Annotated in this window: 13 protein-coding genes, 1 tRNA gene, 1 other RNA gene and 2 pseudogenes; 8 read left to right on the top strand and 9 right to left on the bottom strand. The window is 64.7% G+C overall.

All coding sequences use genetic code 11. The features are described 5' to 3' along the window. Nucleotides 1-7: 7 nt before the first annotated feature. A complete protein-coding gene (locus ACLI1O_RS01080) occupies nt 8-850 on the top strand; it encodes a DMT family transporter (RefSeq protein ID WP_239268959.1) in 843 nt (280 codons plus the stop codon). Here ACLI1O_RS01080 and ACLI1O_RS01075 read toward each other — a convergent pair. Further along, on the bottom strand, nt 847-1,932 hold the full coding sequence (locus ACLI1O_RS01075) for a mannosyltransferase family protein (protein ID WP_411706903.1): 1,086 nt from the start codon (nt 1,930-1,932) through the stop codon (nt 847-849). The two genes, ACLI1O_RS01080 and ACLI1O_RS01075, sit on opposite strands and share 4 nt — an antisense overlap. Before the next feature lie 234 nt (nt 1,933-2,166). Here ACLI1O_RS01075 and leuA point away from each other — a divergent pair, with 234 nt between their 5' ends. From leuA to ACLI1O_RS01045, 6 genes are all read left to right on the top strand, one after another. Beyond that, entirely contained in the window at nt 2,167-3,984 is a 1,818-nt protein-coding gene (gene leuA / locus ACLI1O_RS01070; protein WP_005276465.1) for a 2-isopropylmalate synthase, read from the top strand. Nucleotides 3,985-4,018: 34 nt separating this feature from the next. Further along, entirely contained in the window at nt 4,019-4,801 is a 783-nt protein-coding gene (locus tag ACLI1O_RS01065; protein WP_239268963.1) for a hypothetical protein, read from the top strand. A gap of 423 nt (nt 4,802-5,224) precedes the next feature. After that, nucleotides 5,225-6,337: an exonuclease domain-containing protein gene (locus tag ACLI1O_RS01060; protein WP_370657788.1), complete on the top strand. Its 1,113-nt coding sequence runs from the start codon at nt 5,225-5,227 to the stop codon at nt 6,335-6,337. Nucleotides 6,338-6,364: 27 nt separating this feature from the next. After that, nucleotides 6,365-7,642 carry a Mur ligase family protein gene (locus ACLI1O_RS01055; RefSeq protein WP_239268967.1) on the top strand — a complete coding sequence of 426 codons (1,278 nt, stop codon included), beginning with the start codon at nt 6,365-6,367 and terminating at the stop codon, nt 7,640-7,642. Next, nucleotides 7,635-8,408 (top strand): type 1 glutamine amidotransferase, encoded by a 774-nt coding sequence (locus ACLI1O_RS01050; protein ID WP_284849740.1) that lies wholly within the window; start codon nt 7,635-7,637, stop codon nt 8,406-8,408. Before ACLI1O_RS01055 ends, ACLI1O_RS01050 begins: the two co-directional genes overlap by 8 nt. Before the next feature lie 124 nt (nt 8,409-8,532). After that, entirely contained in the window at nt 8,533-9,615 is a 1,083-nt protein-coding gene (locus ACLI1O_RS01045; RefSeq protein WP_239268971.1) for an HNH endonuclease signature motif containing protein, read from the top strand. Between the two features lie 4 nt (nt 9,616-9,619). On the opposite strand, the gene ACLI1O_RS01040 is transcribed toward ACLI1O_RS01045, so the two are convergent. The 6 genes from ACLI1O_RS01040 to ffs form a co-directional block, all read right to left on the bottom strand. Then, nucleotides 9,620-10,276, bottom strand: coding sequence for a recombination mediator RecR (locus ACLI1O_RS01040; RefSeq protein WP_239268973.1), 657 nt, complete (start codon nt 10,274-10,276; stop codon nt 9,620-9,622). A 72-nt stretch (nt 10,277-10,348) separates the two neighbouring features. Then, nucleotides 10,349-10,717 carry a YbaB/EbfC family nucleoid-associated protein gene (locus tag ACLI1O_RS01035; RefSeq protein ID WP_005276451.1) on the bottom strand — a complete coding sequence of 123 codons (369 nt, stop codon included), beginning with the start codon at nt 10,715-10,717 and terminating at the stop codon, nt 10,349-10,351. 56 nt (nt 10,718-10,773) lie between these two features. Then, the gene (locus ACLI1O_RS01030) at nt 10,774-13,302 is read right to left on the bottom strand and encodes a DNA polymerase III subunit gamma and tau (RefSeq protein WP_239268975.1); all 2,529 of its coding nucleotides are present in this window, start codon (nt 13,300-13,302) and stop codon (nt 10,774-10,776) included. Between the two features lie 18 nt (nt 13,303-13,320). Continuing rightward, a complete protein-coding gene (locus tag ACLI1O_RS01025; RefSeq protein ID WP_239268977.1) occupies nt 13,321-13,914 on the bottom strand; it encodes a suppressor of fused domain protein in 594 nt (197 codons plus the stop codon). Next, nucleotides 13,868-15,139 (bottom strand): aminotransferase class I/II-fold pyridoxal phosphate-dependent enzyme, encoded by a 1,272-nt coding sequence (locus tag ACLI1O_RS01020; RefSeq protein ID WP_239268979.1) that lies wholly within the window; start codon nt 15,137-15,139, stop codon nt 13,868-13,870. Before ACLI1O_RS01020 ends, ACLI1O_RS01025 begins: the two co-directional genes overlap by 47 nt. 64 nt (nt 15,140-15,203) lie before the next feature. Further along, nucleotides 15,204-15,300, bottom strand: an RNA gene (ffs, locus tag ACLI1O_RS01015) — signal recognition particle sRNA small type. 198 nt (nt 15,301-15,498) lie between these two features. Between ffs and ACLI1O_RS01010 the strand changes: the two genes are divergently transcribed. After that, nucleotides 15,499-15,587: transfer RNA gene (locus ACLI1O_RS01010), tRNA-Ser, on the top strand. A 106-nt stretch (nt 15,588-15,693) separates the two neighbouring features. Here ACLI1O_RS01010 and ACLI1O_RS01005 read toward each other — a convergent pair. Beyond that, nucleotides 15,694-16,017, bottom strand: a pseudogene (locus ACLI1O_RS01005) (IS481 family transposase); the annotation flags it as partial. Nucleotides 16,018-16,109: 92 nt separating this feature from the next. Further along, nucleotides 16,110-16,373: pseudogene (locus ACLI1O_RS01000) on the bottom strand (integrase core domain-containing protein); the annotation flags it as partial. Between the last annotated feature and the right edge of the window lie 24 nt (nt 16,374-16,397).

Genomic DNA, 16,397 nt, shown 5'->3' with positions numbered 1-16,397 from the left:
TGAGCGGGTGTTAAGCAACTTCCTGGCCGTATTCTTCGCGCTCGCCTCCGCGCTTACGGTTGCTTGGGGCACGGTGGTTCGCCACCGCATTGCCCTTGAAGCAGACGATTCAGTCATGCGCTCCGCCATGACCAACCCACTGTGGTGGGTCGGCACCGGCGCGGCCATACTCGCCTACGGCCTCCAAGTCGTCGCCCTGGGCTTTGGTACCTTGCTGGTGGTCCAGCCCATTTTGGTGCTCTCGCTCATGTTTACCCTGCCGCTTTCGGCCTGGTACGCCAAGCGCCCCATGCCCGTGCACGAAACGTTCTGGTCCATTGCACTCACGATTGCGGTCGGCGTGATGGTGGTCTACGGCCGCCCCGTCGCCGGCAATCCCCGGCCCGAATGGAGCCAGTGGTGGCCCGCGCTACTATTGGGCCTGGCCACCCTGGTCGCGTTGGGCGTGGCCGGCCATAAATTCCGCGAGCAGCGCCCGCTCGCCCTGGGCACCGCCTGCGGCGTCATCTATGGCTTCGTCGCCCTGCTATCGAAGGCCGTGGTCGATATCTTCACCCACGAGGGCCTGAGCGTCCTGGTGGGCAGCTGGCAGTTCTACGGCCTCATCGGCCTCGCCCTGACCGGCACCGTGGTGCAGCAGTACTCCTTCAACGCCGGCCCGCTGGCGCAGTCGTTGCCGGCCATGACCATCTTCGAGCCCATCGTCGCCTTCGGCTTGGGCTATATGGTCTTGGGCGAAAAATTCCTCATCGATTCCACCGCCGGCTGGCTCGTCATGATGGCCGCGCTCGGCGTCATGATCGCCGCGACCATCATTTTGTCGCGCAATCCTGTCAGCCAGCGCAGTTAGATGGCCCACTCGAATACGGTCAGCATATAGGCCGAAAACCAGGCCCCGAAGAGCACCCAGGCACTCACGCTTGCCGATGCCCCCTTCTTGCCCACCCACGGCAGCAAGACCACCGCTGCGGGCAGTAAGAGGCGGGGGCGGGAGTGCATGATGCCATCGGAAAGCAGCACATTGGCCATCAGCACCGCGGCAAACAGCCAGGCAGGAAGCGGCAGGCGCCCCCAGGCCAGCAGCAGGCAGATGGGGGCGGCGATGATGACTGCGGCGCTGAGCAGATACCCACCATTCGTGGCGCTAGACAGCGTCTCCGCCACCCAGGACACCGTCGCCCGGCCGCCGTCGAAACCGGAATTCCAGTGCTTTTCCTGCAGGCCGAAGTACCCGCCGGCGCCGGATAAATGGCGATTGGCCCACCAGATATAGCCGGCTAAGGGCAGCGCCGATACCGCCACGCTCAGCCAGGCCCACCAGGTGCGCCGCGCCTTGAAGAGCACCATGAGCGCGAAGACCACGATGAGATCCACCGCGGTGAGGCGGACGAAGGAGGCAAGGAAAATGAGCACCCCAGCCGCGATCCAGCGCTTATCATGCAACATCACCACGGCCCAGATCGCGAGCGCGCCGAAGAGCGCCTCCGTATAGGGCATGACAAAAACGATGCTCATAGGCGCGCTGGTGACCACCGTCGCGCCGAGCACCTGGCCGCGCGTGCCCAGCCCCATCTGCCTAGCCAGCGCCATAACGCCCGCCGCCAAGACGATGGTGAAAAAGAGGTTGAGGACCATTGCCGTGCCCGCAATATCCGCGCCCAGCAGGTTACTGACCGCCCGCACCGCCAGTGGGAAGCCGGGAAAGAACGCGAGGGCGGTTTCCCCGCCATAGCCCGCGCGGGCGATGTCGACATAGTAGTGGGCGTCCCATTTATTCAGCAGCCCCCAGAGGGAATCGCCCTGCGCCGCGGCCAGCGCCGCGAGCACGCTGAGGCGAATCGCCGTTCCCGCAACCGCCACCAGTGCAGCATACAACCAGCAGCGCAGCGCGGGCGCGGCTGCGGGGCGGCGGGTGGTAGGAACAGTAGGCACATCAGCATGGTACGCCACGCGCCCGGGTGTCCCGCTGAATGAAATATGTTGCCACACCGTGAGATCCTCTGTAGTGTGACCGGTATGACATTGCGGAACGACCTACTCCTTATCTGCCGCGGCGGGATTTCGGCCTGAACCTACGGCCAGCGCCCCGTCGCGGAGTCTGGCAATCCTTAGCCCAGCTGGCCGTCGCACTTCCCGACACCAAACATATTAAGGACACCGCACCCCATGTCTCCCAACGATTCCTTCATTAGCGCACCCCGCGAAATCACCACCCCTGCAGGCCCTCCCCGCGAGGGACAGCCCGCTTGGAATAAACAGCGCGGCTCCTCCATGCCCTTCGACCGCTACCAGCCCTTCGCAGTAGAGGTCGAGGACATCGACCTGCCGGACCGCACCTGGCCGGGCAAGAAGATCACCCACGCCCCGCAGTGGTGCGCCGTAGACCTGCGCGATGGCAACCAGGCGCTGATCGACCCCATGAGCCCCGAGCGCAAGCACCGCATGTTCGACCTGCTGGTGCAGATGGGCTACAAGGAAATCGAGGTGGGCTTCCCTTCCGCCTCCCAGACGGACTTCAACTTCGTCCGCGAAATCATCGAGGGTGATAAGATTCCAGAAGACGTCACCATCCAGGTCCTCGTCCAGGCCCGCGAGCACCTGATCCGCCGCACCTTCGAGGCCTGCGCCGGCGCAAAAAACGTCATCGTGCACTTTTATAACTCCACCTCGAAGCTGCAGCGCCGCGTGGTCTTCCGCAAGGACAAACCGGCCATCAAGAAGCTGGCTACCGATGCCGCCGAGCTCATCAAATCCATTGCCGCCGACTACCCCGATACCAACTGGCGCTGGGAATACTCCCCCGAGTCCTTCACCGGCACCGAGCTGGATTTCGCCCGCGAGGTCTGCGATGACGTGGTCGCCATCATGGATCCCAGCCCCGAGAACCCGATGATCATCAACCTGCCGTCCACGGTGGAGATGATTTCGCCGAATGTCTACGCCGATTCCATCGAGTGGATGGACCGCAACCTGGCCCGGCGCGATTCCATCTTGATTTCGCTGCACCCCCACAATGACCGCGGCGAGGGCGTTGCCGCAGCCGAGCTGGGCTATATGGCCGGCGCCGACCGCATCGAGGGCTGCCTGTTTGGCAATGGCGAGCGCACCGGCAACGTGGACCTAGTGACCTTGGGTCTGAACATGCTCACCCAGGGCGTTGACCCCCAGATCGACTTCACCGATCTGCCCAAGATCCGCGAAACCGTGGAGTACTGCAACCAGCTGCGCGTTCCGGAGCGCCACCCCTACGGCGGCGAACTGGTCTTTACCGCGTTCTCCGGCTCGCACCAGGACGCGATTAATAAGGGCTTGGACGCGCTGGCTGCAACGGTGCGCCCAGAGGCCAATTCCACCGACGTCAGCTGGGAAGAGCTGCGCGATGCCATCTGGGAGGTGCCTTACCTGCCCATCGACCCGAAGGACGTGGGCCGCGATTACCAGGCCGTTATCCGCGTCAATTCCCAGTCCGGCAAGGGCGGCGTTGCCTACATCATGAAGACCGACCACGGCATCAATATGCCCCGCGCCATGCAGGCAGAATTCTCCACCGTCGTGCAGGAAATCACCGATACCGAAGGCGGCGAGGTCAATTCCAAGAATATGTGGGACATCTTCGCCACCGAATTCCTGGACCGCACCACCCCGCTGCAGCTGGAATCGTTCGAAATCGACAATATTTCCGCCGAAGATACCGATGCCACCGTCACCGCCACCGTGACCTACAACGGCAAGGAATCCGAGGTCACCGGCACCGGCAATGGTCCCATCGCCGCCTACGCCAATGCGCTGGAGTCCTTGGGCATCGATTTCGATGTCATCGACTACTCCCAGCAATCGCGCTCGGCCGGCGATGATGCCGAGGCCGCCTGCTACATTGCCGCCGACGTCAACCAGAACAAGGTCTGGGGCGCGGGCATCGCCGCTTCCACGACCCGCGCCTCCATCAACGCGATTACCTCCGCAGTAAACCGCGCGTTGGCATAACGCGGGCGCGGCCGGGCATGGTAGAAGATCGACTATGCCTTCTTCTACCTACCTCATCCCCCACCGCGGCCTCGGCGCGGTGCAGACCTTGCCCATTCACGGCGCATCGGTGAAGGGCACGGAGGAATTTACCGTCACCCTGGCTCCCAGCCAGGAGGGCGGTTTAAGCGTGGAAGCACAGGGCCAGATCGGCACCATCAGCGCCGCGGACCGCGCGGAATACCCTGAGATCGACCTGCTTTTCCGCGCCGGTCTCACCCCGGCCGCCACGGCCCAGCCGCATGCCGATGGCCACGTCACCCTCCTGCTTCCCCGCCCCGGGCTCTGCCTGCCGGCGAATAATCCGCCCGGCGGGCCCTATACGATGCTGGGCTACGCCCCGCCCATCGATATCACCGATCTCCCCGCGGATCTCGATATCCCTGCCCAAGCCCGGATGCACGTGCTGGTCAACCTGGTGCCTTCTACCGACGCCGTCGATGTCTTCTTCGGCCCCACATTCCTCACCACCCTATCCCCGGGCCCCTCGCTGCCCCCGCTTGCCGATGCCCCCATCCTCGCCCACGCCTACCATGCCCCGCGCGGCAACGATCGCGTGCTGAGTATCTACGCCGGCGATCCGCGGCCCGCTTCCAACGAGGATTCCGTGGCCGTTGCCACCCCGACCACGCAGGCGGCGACCGAGACCTTCGAAACCAGCAGCTTTCGCGCCGTAACGGCTACCCCGGAACCCACGCGCCACACTGGGTGGTGGGTCACGGCCATAGCCGTGGTCGCCGTCGTGGCGCTGGTGACCGTACTCATCGTCGCGGTTTAGTTTCCACTAAACCGGATTAGGCACCGAAAAGGCACGGCGCGCCCTGTCCCGCCACAGGAATTCCGGGATACTAGACTAAGGTTGATGAATAACACACCTGGCCCCTCCCCACGGTCGCCGCAGGCTCCCTCGCCGGCGACTATGGCGTCCCAGCATGCGGCTAGGACCCACGCCCAGGCGTCCCCTCACTCCGCAGCCGACTCCGCCAATCCTGACGCCGACCCCGCGCAGCCGGGCCCGCGCCGGTCTCGGCCGCGCCGCGCCGTCCGCCCCTCCGGCGGGCCGGCGAAGCCGAAAACCCCGGCCGATACAGCTGCTTCGGCCGCTCCAAGCCCCACAGCATCCGAGGCCTCCGCATCCAGCGCGGACAGCGCGCCGCAAAAGCAGCCGGACAAAACCGAGACCGTCACCAAGCACCCCTACGTGGCCCTCACGCTGCAGACCACGGGCATCCACCCCTCGACCGGGCGCATCGTCACCATCGATGCGGTGGCCTTTGATAATGCCGGCGATATTGGCCAGCGCTTCCACGCCGTGCTCAAGCCGGATATCGACGCCGGCCCGCACCACCTCCACGGGCTGACCGTCGCGGATATCGAGCAGGCACCGGCCTTTAGCAGAGTCCTCAAGTCGCTGGATAAGCTTATCGATGGCCGCACCCTCGTCGTCCACGATATCCCCTATACCTGGGGCTTTATCGTCGCCGAGGCCCGCCGCGCGATGATGACCGCCGCCCGCCAAAACCGCGCGCGCAACCGCGGGCGCAATAAGGGCAAGCGGCGCCGCCAGAAGGTGGGCCACATGCCCGCGCCCGTGCGCATCATCGATACCTTGGCCACCTCGTATGCGCAGGGGGTGCGGTCGAATGATGTGCGGCTGAGGGGCGTCGCTAAGCAGAATGGCCTGGATGCCGATCCAAAGGCAACAGTGGAACGCGCCCGCCGCCCGGAGCAGGAGACCTCGCGCGAGGAGACGGAGCTGCTCATCCAGCTCTACCAGCACCAGCAGCGCGGCCCGGTGCGCAGCTATGCCCCGGACGAGGTCCGCGCCGACCGCTTTGGCCTACAGCGCTCGCACGTGCGCGTCGATGCCGCCGAAGCTCCCGTGCAGCACCACAACCCCGGCAAGTACGAGCCCGGCAAGGAACTGCGCCGCGGCATGGAAATCGTCGTGGCCCCCGAAATCCTGGAGGACCCGGATACCATCATCTCCGCCCTCATGCGCGAGGAGCTGAACTATTCGGAAAAGCTCACCCGCGAGGCATCGCTTGTCGTGTGCAACGTCACCACGGATCTCGTGGGCAAGGCCATGCACGCCCAGCGCAAGGGCATCCCGCTGATGTCTGATGCCGCGTTTCTCGATGCCCTCACCCGCATCGAAGACCCCACTACCGCCCAGCCGCCGGCGCGGCGCCAGCCCCCGCAAAAGAGCGGCGGAAATAACCAGAGCAAGAGCCAGAAACGGCGGCGCAGGCGCGGCGGGCGCGGCCGGGGCCGGCGAAATTCTGGCGGCTCGGCGCCCAAGAACAACGCCTAGGCCACTTCCCCGGCTACCCTAGAGGGCATGAGTTTTTCAGTCCCGGGTGCCTTTAAGAAGTTGCGCACCACCGCCGCGACATCCGCCGCGAAGCTGGCCACCACCGCTTCCCGCGCCACCGGCCGGGGCGCCGGCGGAATGATCGGCGGCCTTATCGCCAATGCCATTGATCCCTCCATCATGACCAACCTCGGCGGCGGGCGCCCAGCCGTGCTGGTCACCGGCACCAACGGCAAGTCCACCACCACCCGCATGCTCGCCGCCGCGGTCCGCGCCGAGCACCGCGTCGCCACCAACGACGGCGGCGATAACATGGACGCCGGCATCATCTCCGCGCTCATGGCGGGCAAGGACGCCTCGCACCTGGTCCTCGAGGTCGACGAGCTGCACGTGCCGCACGTTGCCGATAACCTCAACCCGCAGGCGCTCGTCCTGCTCAACCTCACCCGCGATCAGCTCGACCGCGTCGGCGAGATCAACAAGATCGAGCGCGCCCTCCGCGGCGCCGTGGAGGCCCACCCGGACATGCTGGTCATCGCCAATTGCGATGACGTGCTCATGACCTCGGTGGCCTATGACGCCAAGAACGTCATTTGGGTCTCCGCCGGCGCCGGCTGGCTCGGCGATTCCGTCACCTGCCCGCGCACCGGCGGCCACGTCGTGCGCACCGAGGATGACTGGTACGCGGTCAAGCCGCTTGCCGATGGCCGCGAGTTCCGCCGCCCGCAGCCGACGTGGGGCATCGACAAGCATGGCGTTATCACCCCCACCGCGAAGCGCCCGCTCAACCTCGCGCTGCCGGGCCGCGCCAATCGCGGTAACGCGGCACAGGCCATCGCCGCGGCCGTCGAGGGCTTCGGCGTGGACTTGGACCGCGCTATTGCCGCGGCGGAAAGCATCGATGACGTCGCCGGCCGGTATTCCACCATCCACTGGAAGGGCCGCGAGATTCGCCTGCTGTTGGCCAAGAACCCCGCCGGCTGGCAAGAGGCCCTGTCCATGGTGGACCGCAGCGCCGATGGGTTGGTCATCGCCACCAACGGGCAGGTTGCCGATGGCATCGACATGTCCTGGCTCTGGGACGTGAAATTCGAGGGCTTTAACGGGCTCAGCGTCAAGGCCGCCGGCGAGCGCGGCACCGACCTTGCCGTCCGCCTCGTCTACGCGGATATCACCCACGAGCTCATCCCGGACCCCATGGATGCGCTCGCCGCCTGCCCCGAGGGCCGCATCGAGGTCCTTGCCAATTACACCGCCTTCCGCGATCTGAAAAAGGCCCTGTCCAAGGAGGCTAATAATGCTTAATATCGGCCTAGTGCTTCCCGATGTCCTCGGCACCTACGGCGATGACGGCAACGCCCTCGTGCTGCGCCAGCGCGCCCGCATGCGCGGCCTCGACGCCGAGATCCACCCCATCCGGCTGGGCGAGCCGGTGCCCGAAACGCTGGATATTTATACTATCGGCGGCGGCGAAGACACCGCACAGATTCTTGCCGCAGAACACCTCATTGCCGATGGCGGGCTGACCCGCGCCGCCACCGCTGGCCGCCCCATCTTGGCCATTTGCGCCGGCTTGCAGGTCCTCGGCGAATCCTTCCGCGCTTCCGGCCGGGTTATCGATGGCGTCGGGCTTATCGATGCCACCACCGCCGGCATGCAAGACCGCGCCATCGGCGAGGTATCCTCCACCCCTACCGGCGCCGGCGTGACCGCAGACCTCACCGAGCCGCTCACCGGCTTCGAAAACCACTTAGGCGCGACCATCCTCGGCCCATCCGCCCAACCGCTGGGAACCCTCACCCGCGGAAACGGCAACGCCGACCAAGCCGCCACCGCGGATCTCGCCGACGGCTCCAGCCAGCGCACCTACGAAGGCGCCGTGCAGGGCAGCGTCATCGCCACCTATATGCACGGCCCGGCGCTTGCCCGCAACCCGCAGCTCGCGGATCTGCTCCTCGCCCAAGCCATGGGCGTCTCGCTCGCGGATCACGATCCGCTGGACATTCCCGCGGTCGACCGCCTGCGCACCGAGCGCTTCAACGCCGCCGAGCCGCCGCGCTCCCAGCGCTAAATCTGTGGATAACTTCCCCAATTCGCGGCCTTCACAACCAAAAAGAGCCGAATTGAGCCAAGTTATCCACAGGCTGGCCGCGGTCGCCTTGTAGCTCCCCGGCCCCAACCCTAGGCTGCGGGGCATGACGTTATTGGAGCAGCTGGGGGACATCGCCAAGCGCGGCGTAGACCTGATCGAAGAGGCCTACGCCGCCGCTGACCTGCCCCTGCCTGCGGACCAAGCGCGCGAGCTGCGCCGCACCGCCGAGGCTTTCCTCGCGCCCACAAGCCACTCGCGCTATCAACGCCGCGCCCTTGCCGCCGCGCGCCGCAACCAGCACAGTCTGGCCACGCTCGCGCTCATCGCGCGCCGCTCCCGGCGGGTGAAGAATCCCACCGAGCGCTGGCGCTTCCGCGAAACCCTGTGTGCTACCGCCGGGACCACCGCCGAAGTGTCCCGGGCCGCCACCCGCCTGCTGCGCGAAATCGCCCCGCCGCCCGAGCGCGAAGACGGCGGGCGCCGCATCCTGCACGGCGAGAAAACCACGCTGAGCTTTACCGGCCCCGCCGCCGAAATGGCCGATATCTGGGCCACCGCGAAGGATAATCCCCTCGCCTGGCTCACCGGTTCCCGCGCCGTCGCGCCGGCCAGCGTGACCACCAATGTCATCATCGAGCTGCCGGATTACCTGAAAGTTCTGCGCGGCGAGGGCTCCGAAGTCCGCCTCGCCATGACTAACGGTGCCACCATCACTGGCGCCGACCTCATCCGCCGCACGCTCGCCGGCGCCGGCCTTTTCACCCTCATCCACCCCGAAGAAGGCCCCGTCAATCTCTACCGCGCCCGCCACGCCTCCGCCAAGCAGCGCCGCATGCTCGAGGCCGAAGGCGCGCGCTGCGCGTGGCCCGCTTGCCGACGTCCCGCCGCCGAATGCCAAGCCCACCACATCTTCGAATATGCCCGCGGTGGCCACACCCATCCGGCGAATATGTGCCTCTTGTGTCCATACCACAATTCCATCAACGGCCTTCCGGGGCGCGGGCGGATGGCGCGCATCAACGGGCGCATCGCCTGGCTGCCGCCGCATCCTCGCCACGCGAATCAACCAGCCGCCCCGCCGAATTCAGCGTCACCGCCGCACTCTGCCTCGCCGCCGGAGCCGAATTCGCCTCCCCCAGTCTTCACTGGCCGCGCCCCACGCGGGCCAACCGCCGACGTGCCCTAAACGCCTAAATGGTCAAGCGCCCCGAAAGCGCACGGGACAAGGTCAGCTCGTCCACGAACTCCAAATCGCCTCCGAGCGGCATGCCGGAGGCCAATCTGGTGATCTTTAAATCGGGAAAGTCCCGCAATAACCGCACCAGGTACGCCGCGGTGGCCTCGCCCTCCGTATTTGGATCGGTGGCGAGGATGACTTCGCGGATGGTGGGGGTGTCGTCGTAAAGCGGGACCTCTGGCGTGGAATCCGCCAACTCCCTATCCGGTAGCACCCCGCCGAGGCGCTGGAGGAGCGTGGAAATATTCAAATCCTTCGGCCCAACATTGGCCAGCGGATCCAGCGCACCGCCGAGCACGTGGTAGCGGCCCTCGTACTCACCCGTGCGCTCGATAACCTGGATGTCCTTCGGCTCCTCCACGACGCAAATGGTGGAGGCGTCGCGCTGCGAATTGATGCAAATCCGGCAGACGTCCTCGCGCGAAATATTGCAACAAATGCGGCAAAAAGTAACGCCGTCCCGCACCCCGCCTAAGGCATTTTGCAGGCGCTCAATATCCTCCGGTTCCATGTGCAACACATGAAACGCGATACGCTGCGCCGACTTCGGGCCGATGCCCGGCAGGCGCGAAAACTCATCAATGAGGTCCTGCAGAGGTCCTTCAAACACCACAACTCCCAAAATTACGTCAAGGCCGCGGCCCCACTATCGGGACAACGGCCTTTTTAGAATATCGCGCAGCTAGAAATTGCCGCCGAACATGTCATCCATCGACGGTCCACCCTGGCCGCCCATGCCCTGCGAGAGGGGACCAATCTTTTCCTGTGCCAGCTTGCCCGCAGCGGCGTGGGCATCCTTAAACGCGCCCATGACCAGGTCTTGCAGCGTGTCGATGTCCTCAGGATCAACCACAGACTTATCAATCTGCAGGTCTACTAGCTCGGCGCCGCCGGTCATGGTCACCTTAACCAGGCCATTGCCCGCGCTGCCCTCAACGTTGGTAGCCAGGATCTCTTCCTGCGCCTTCTGCAGCTCGGCCTGCACCTGCGCGGCCTGCGCGATGAGGTCGTTCATGTCATTGGGTTGTGGGGTGGAATCTTGTTCAGCCATAGCTTTCGTCCTTTCTCAATAGCTTTGCTACCGCCCGAGTCTACCGTGCCACAGTCCTATACACGGCGTGCGCCTAGTTCCTTTTCCACGAGCTCTATCGCAATCTCGGTGGCGCTGCGATGGTCCATTTCGCCTGCGGACTGCGCGGCTTCGACCATGTCGCGTTCTTCGTCATCGCGCGTATAGGCCGGTTCCGGCGGCGGCTCGTCCGCGGGGCCCTCCGGCTCGGGCGGCAGCGGCACCCCGTTGCTAAATTGCGGCGTGCGCGCGAATTCTTCATCGCGTTGCTTCGCCACCTCGCTTGCCTTGGCAATGCGCGAGCGCCACCCGGGCTTACTCTCCGCCTCCTTGTCGTCGCTCGGCTCCCGCTCGGGCGCGTTGGGGTTCCATTCGGGTTTGGCCTGCGGAGCCCGCGGCGCATCGAACCCGGCGCTCTTAGGATCCGTGCCCACCACGCAGTTGACCTGAATATCGCGCTGGAATTCCTCCCGCAGCACGTCCACAATGACGGAATTATTCGCCGGCGCATTGATGCGTTCTGCCAGCGCACCGGTGGTATGCCCCAGCGTCAGCGTATTATCGCGGAATCCGAGCACGCGGGCTTCGGCAAGCATGATTTCGGCGACCTTATTACGCTTGCCGACGCTCCCCCTCAGCTCCACCCATTTCCTCTTCACCGCATCCACGAAGTCATCACCGCTTACCGATGCCCCCTGCGCAGGCGCCGCCGGCACCGGCTTCTCCAGCGGTTCCGCCTGGCCGTTGCCGCGGGCTGGCGCATTCTGTGGAATCTGCCGCTCCTGGCCCCATGGATCCGCGCCATCGTCAGTTTCTACGTCGCCGCCTGCCGCGGTAGCCGAAGCATCCTTTTCAGGCACATCGCTAGACTGCGAATCCGTGGACTGCTGCTCAGGCTGCCCAGCCTGTTGCTGCTGCCCCGACTGCGCATATTCCGCGCTCGGTTGCGCAGGCTGCGACGCAGATCGCTCCTGATTCTCAGCTGCTGCCGGCCCCGTTTGTGCCGGCTGTGCCGACTGCGCTGAACCCTCATGCTCGCCACGCGATTGCTGCGCAGTTGTCTCCGGTTGCTCAGGCCGAGACAATGGTGATGTCGATTGCGTCCCCTGTGCCTCGGTGCCCGCGGCCGCTTGATTCCGTTGTTGTCCAGGCGCCTCTGATGCAGTAGGGCCCGTGGCGGCCTGGTTTTGCTGGGCCTGGGACTTTGCGCGGCGCCGCGCGATGATGGCGGCCGCTGCCGACTGCGGGTCTTGGGCACCCGAAAAGGCTGGCCCGTTTCCCGCAGAGGGTGCCGCCTGCCCCGATTGTCCTGGCTGCCCTGCCTGCGCTGCCTGCGCCAGTTGTGCCCCTTGGCCGGCCTGGTTGTGCTGGCCAGACTGTGCGGATTGCGGTGCGCCGCTGGGTTGGGTGGCCTGAGGCAACTGCCCCGGCTGGCTCACGGCGCCGACAGCTGCACCCGGCGCCGCGCCGGCCGAGGTACCGATGAGCAGGTGCGCGCACATGATTTCGAGCAGCAGGCGCGGCGAGGTGGCCCCGGTCAGATCGCTGATGCGGTCATTGACGGTGGAGGCAAGGTAGGTCAGCTGCGGTCCGGAAAAGCGCTGCGCTTGGGCGGTGAGCACCTCGGCGCGGTCGGTAGGCGCGGAGACCAAGCCGGCATCGATGGCGCCCGGCACGGCCTGCAGGATCATCAGGTCGCGCAAGCGGTCGAGCAGATCCACGGCAAAGCGGCGCGGGTCGTGGCCAGCCTCGATGACGTTGTCGATCTGCGCGAAGAGGCCGGCCTTGTCGTTCTCGGCGAGGGTGGCGATGGTGTCATCGAGAAGCGTGACGTCCGTAACCCCCAGCAGCGGGCGCGCAAGGTTATAGGTCAGGCCATCGGGACCCGCACCGGCCAAAAGCTGGTCCAGTAGCGACAAGGTATCGCGCGGGGAACCGCCGCCGGCCTCGATGACCATGGGATAGACGGAGTCTTCAACCTGCACGCCCTCAGAGGCGACGGTCCTTTGCAGCAGCCCCTTCATCGCGGGCGGGGTAAGCAGGCGGAAGGGATAGTGGTGCGTCCGGGAGCGAATGGTGCCGATGATCTTTTCCGGCTCCGTCGTCGCAAAGATGAAAATCACGTGCTCCGGCGGCTCCTCAACCACCTTGAGCAACGCATTGGCACCGGACGGGGAAATCATATGCGCCTCATCGATGATGAAGATGCGATAGCGCGATTCCGCCGGCGCATAGTAGGCGCGGTCGCGCAGCTCGCGCATGTCCTCCACGCCATTGTGCGAGGCGGCGTCGAGCTCCGTCACGTCCAGGTTGCCCGGGCCGCCGGGCGCGAGCGACACGCACGAATCGCACTTGCCGCACGGCGTCGAGGTGGGCCCGTGCTCGCAGTTGAGCGAGCGGGCCATAATCCGCGCCGAAGACGTCTTACCGCAGCCGCGCGGGCCGGAAAAGAGGTAGGCGTGGTTGATGCGCCCCGCGTCGAGGGCGGCAGATAGCGGCGTGGTGACCTGCTCTTGCCCCACGACCTCGGCAAACGTTGCTGGACGGTATTTCCGGTATAAAGCCACGGTTAGCCAGTTTACCGGCTAACCCTCGCGCGACCAGTCCAGCAGGTCAATGCCCTGCTCGGCCACAGCTTCCTGCAGCTTGCCGACGCCCTCTTCCACCCCAAACGCATATTCCGCATCCGTCAGCATGACCAGCTGCAGCACGAGCGTCAGGCGGTCATCCTCGCGGTACTGCGGTGTCTGCCCGCCCCAGAGGTACGGGGCAATAAGCAGCCCGTGGTGCACGGTCGGCTCGCCGGGCAGATCAAGAAGCGATGGCAGCAAGACGCCGGGTTGCGCGGGCAAGAGGCCGCCCGCCTTCTCGAGCTTCGCGGCGGCGGCCCCCACAGCGGCGGCGACTTCGGGCTGGCCCACGCGCGCCACCGTCACCAGTTCGCAGCGCACATCCAGACCTTCGGCATCGCTGCGCAGGCCGGTATCGACGGCGTTGAAGGTGGTGGTGAGGGCGAGGGATTGGGCATCGGCAAGCGTGGCTAAACCCAGCCTGCGCCCGTCGACGTACCGGAACTCCAGCGGGGCCGGGATGACCTCGCTGAGCCACACGGCGGATTCGGCGGCGTTGATTTTAGCCCTCCGCCTTTTCGATGGCCGCCAGGAGCACGCAGGTGGCAACGCCGTCGATGGCTTCCTCGATTTCCTCCTGCGGCGGCAGCGACACCGCAAGTCGGATATTGCGGTCATTCTCATCGCGGCCGTGGGGGTAGGCCGCGCCCGCCTTGGTGAGCACGATGCCGGCGTCCTTGGCCAGCTCCCACACGCGGGTGGCGGTGCCGTCCACGACGTCCATGGAAATGAAGTAACCGCCCTCCGGGTCGGTCCATTCCGCGACGCCGTACTCGCCCAGGCGCTCGTCCAAGATGCGGCGAGCGGCGGCGAACTTCGGCGCCAGCAGCTCGGCGTGGCGGCGCATCAGCTCACGCACGCCGTCCGCGGACCCGAAGAACTCGGCGTGGGCGAACTGGTTGATCTTATTGGGCCCAATGCCGCGGATGCCTGCGTGCTCCAGGTACCAATCGAGGTTCTCCGCCGAGGAGCCGAAGAAGCTCACGCCGGAGCCCGCGAAGGTGACCTTGGAGCTCGAGGACATGGCCCAGAAGCGGTTGGGGTGCCCGCCCTGCTTGGCGATGTCCAGCACTGGCAAGACTTCCGGAAATTCGTCTGTCAGCGTGTGCACGGCATAGGCGTTATCCCACACGATGCGGAAGTCGGGCGCCGCGGTATCCATTTCCGCCAGGCGGCGGGTCTTTTCCTCCGAGATGAGTACGCCGGTGGGGTTGGAGAACATGGGAATGAGCCACATGCCCTTGACCTGTGGGTCCTGGGCGAGCTTAGCGATGGCCTCGACATCCGGGCCGTCGTCTTCCATCGACACCGTCACCAACTCGAATCCGAAGAGCTCCGTGATGGCGAAGTGGCGGTCATAGCCGGGCACGGGGCAGATCCACTTGACGGTTTCTTCCTCGCTCCACGGGCGCGGCGAATCATTGGTGCCAAAGGTATAAGCCCAAGAAATGAGGTCGAACATGATGTTGAGCGAGGAGCTATCGCCGGCCAGCAAGAGCTCTGGGTCAATATTGGTAAGCTCGCCCCACAGCTCGCGCAGCTTCTTGACGCCCTTCAGGTTGCCGTAGTTGCGCAGGTCAGCGCCTTCAGAATCGGTGTAGTTTCCCTCACCCGGCAGCGACAACAGCGCATTGGAGAGATCGAGCTGCGCCTTCGAAGGCTTGCCACGGGTCAAATCCAGCTTGAGGCCCTTTGCTTTCAGGTCTGCGTATTCTTCGCGGACTTTCGCGGCAAGTTCTGCCAAGGCGGACGATTCCAGAGTGAGAAGCGACATTAGTATGTCTTACCTTCCATAGTGTGGTGCGACGTTTAGCCACCAATACTAACGCACCCTGCACAAAAAAGGGACCCCGCGCACCCGTCAGAGCCTCCTGACCCTTGCTGCATTCCTGCCCTGGGGGAGTTCAGAGGATGGACGCCACGCGGAATCCTGCCCTTACTTTAACGCCCGCAACCCGCATTAGCCAAATACGCGTCTCTCGGGGCGAGACGGAAGGCTACGGGGGCATCGGCAAGCGGCGGCAGCACAGCGATCGCCGGCCCCTGCCCCACCGAAACCCAATAATTGCCCAGAAATTACGTCTGACCAGGCGATTGGCATTCTAATTGCTACGGCTGCTAATGTTTCTTCTCGGAGGATTCGACTAGCGGCCTATGTCACACGCCTGGAACGCGTGCGGGGTTCACGCCCCTCGTGGGTTCAAATCCCACATCCTCCGCCATTGTCATGAGTCGCGACATACTTGACAGGTCAGTCGCGACATCGTTGACGAACCGGCATCTCAGTTGTTTTTGTTCTGGGGTGCCGGTTTTTCGTGTTTTGGGTCTAGGGGTGGGGCTCCTTTTTCCAGTAGGGTTTTGGTAGTCGCGGGCTGTGTCGATGTAGTGCTCGGTGATGATTTCTCCGGTCGCAGCTAGTGATGTGGTGATGTGGTTGTCGGCGATGACCATGAGGATTTTTTGTTTCTTGAATGCGCGCCCGATGCCTAGGTGGAAGAGTTTGCCGGCGTAGCGGACGGTGACTTTGCCGTTGTCCCAGACGATGTCTTTTCTGGTGCGCCATTCTTGTGTGGGATTGTCGTTGGGGCTGGCTTTTGTGCCGGTGGTGTAGCTGTGGTGTGGGGTATGTCGTCCTAGTGCGCGGTGTGGGCGTTAGGGTTGCCCGCAAATCGTGGACACGTAGTAGAGCTACCTAGTGGTTAGGCAGCTAATTCTTTTCTGCTGGTGGTTAGGCTGGTGTGGTTCTCGAAATCGACGGGGCTGACCATCCCGAGGGCGGAGTGCCGACGTCGACGGTTGTAGACTACTTCAATCCAGTAAGCCACAGCCTGACGCGCAGTATCGCGGGTTGCCCAGCGTTTCCGGTCGTAGAACTCGGTCTTAAGCGTCGACCAGAACGACTCGGCCATCGCGTTATCGAAACACACTCCGGTACGCCCCACGGATTGAGCAATGCCCAAATTGCGGCACACCTCCCAGAGCTGCTCGCTGGTAAATTGTGTCCCACGGGAGAGTGTCCGATTCTTTGTGTG

The organism is Corynebacterium sp. LaCa78, assembly GCF_046717505.1.
In the GTDB taxonomy this organism is placed as follows: Bacteria; Actinomycetota; Actinomycetes; order Mycobacteriales; family Mycobacteriaceae; genus Corynebacterium.
This window is presented reverse-complemented; position numbering and strand designations above follow the sequence as displayed.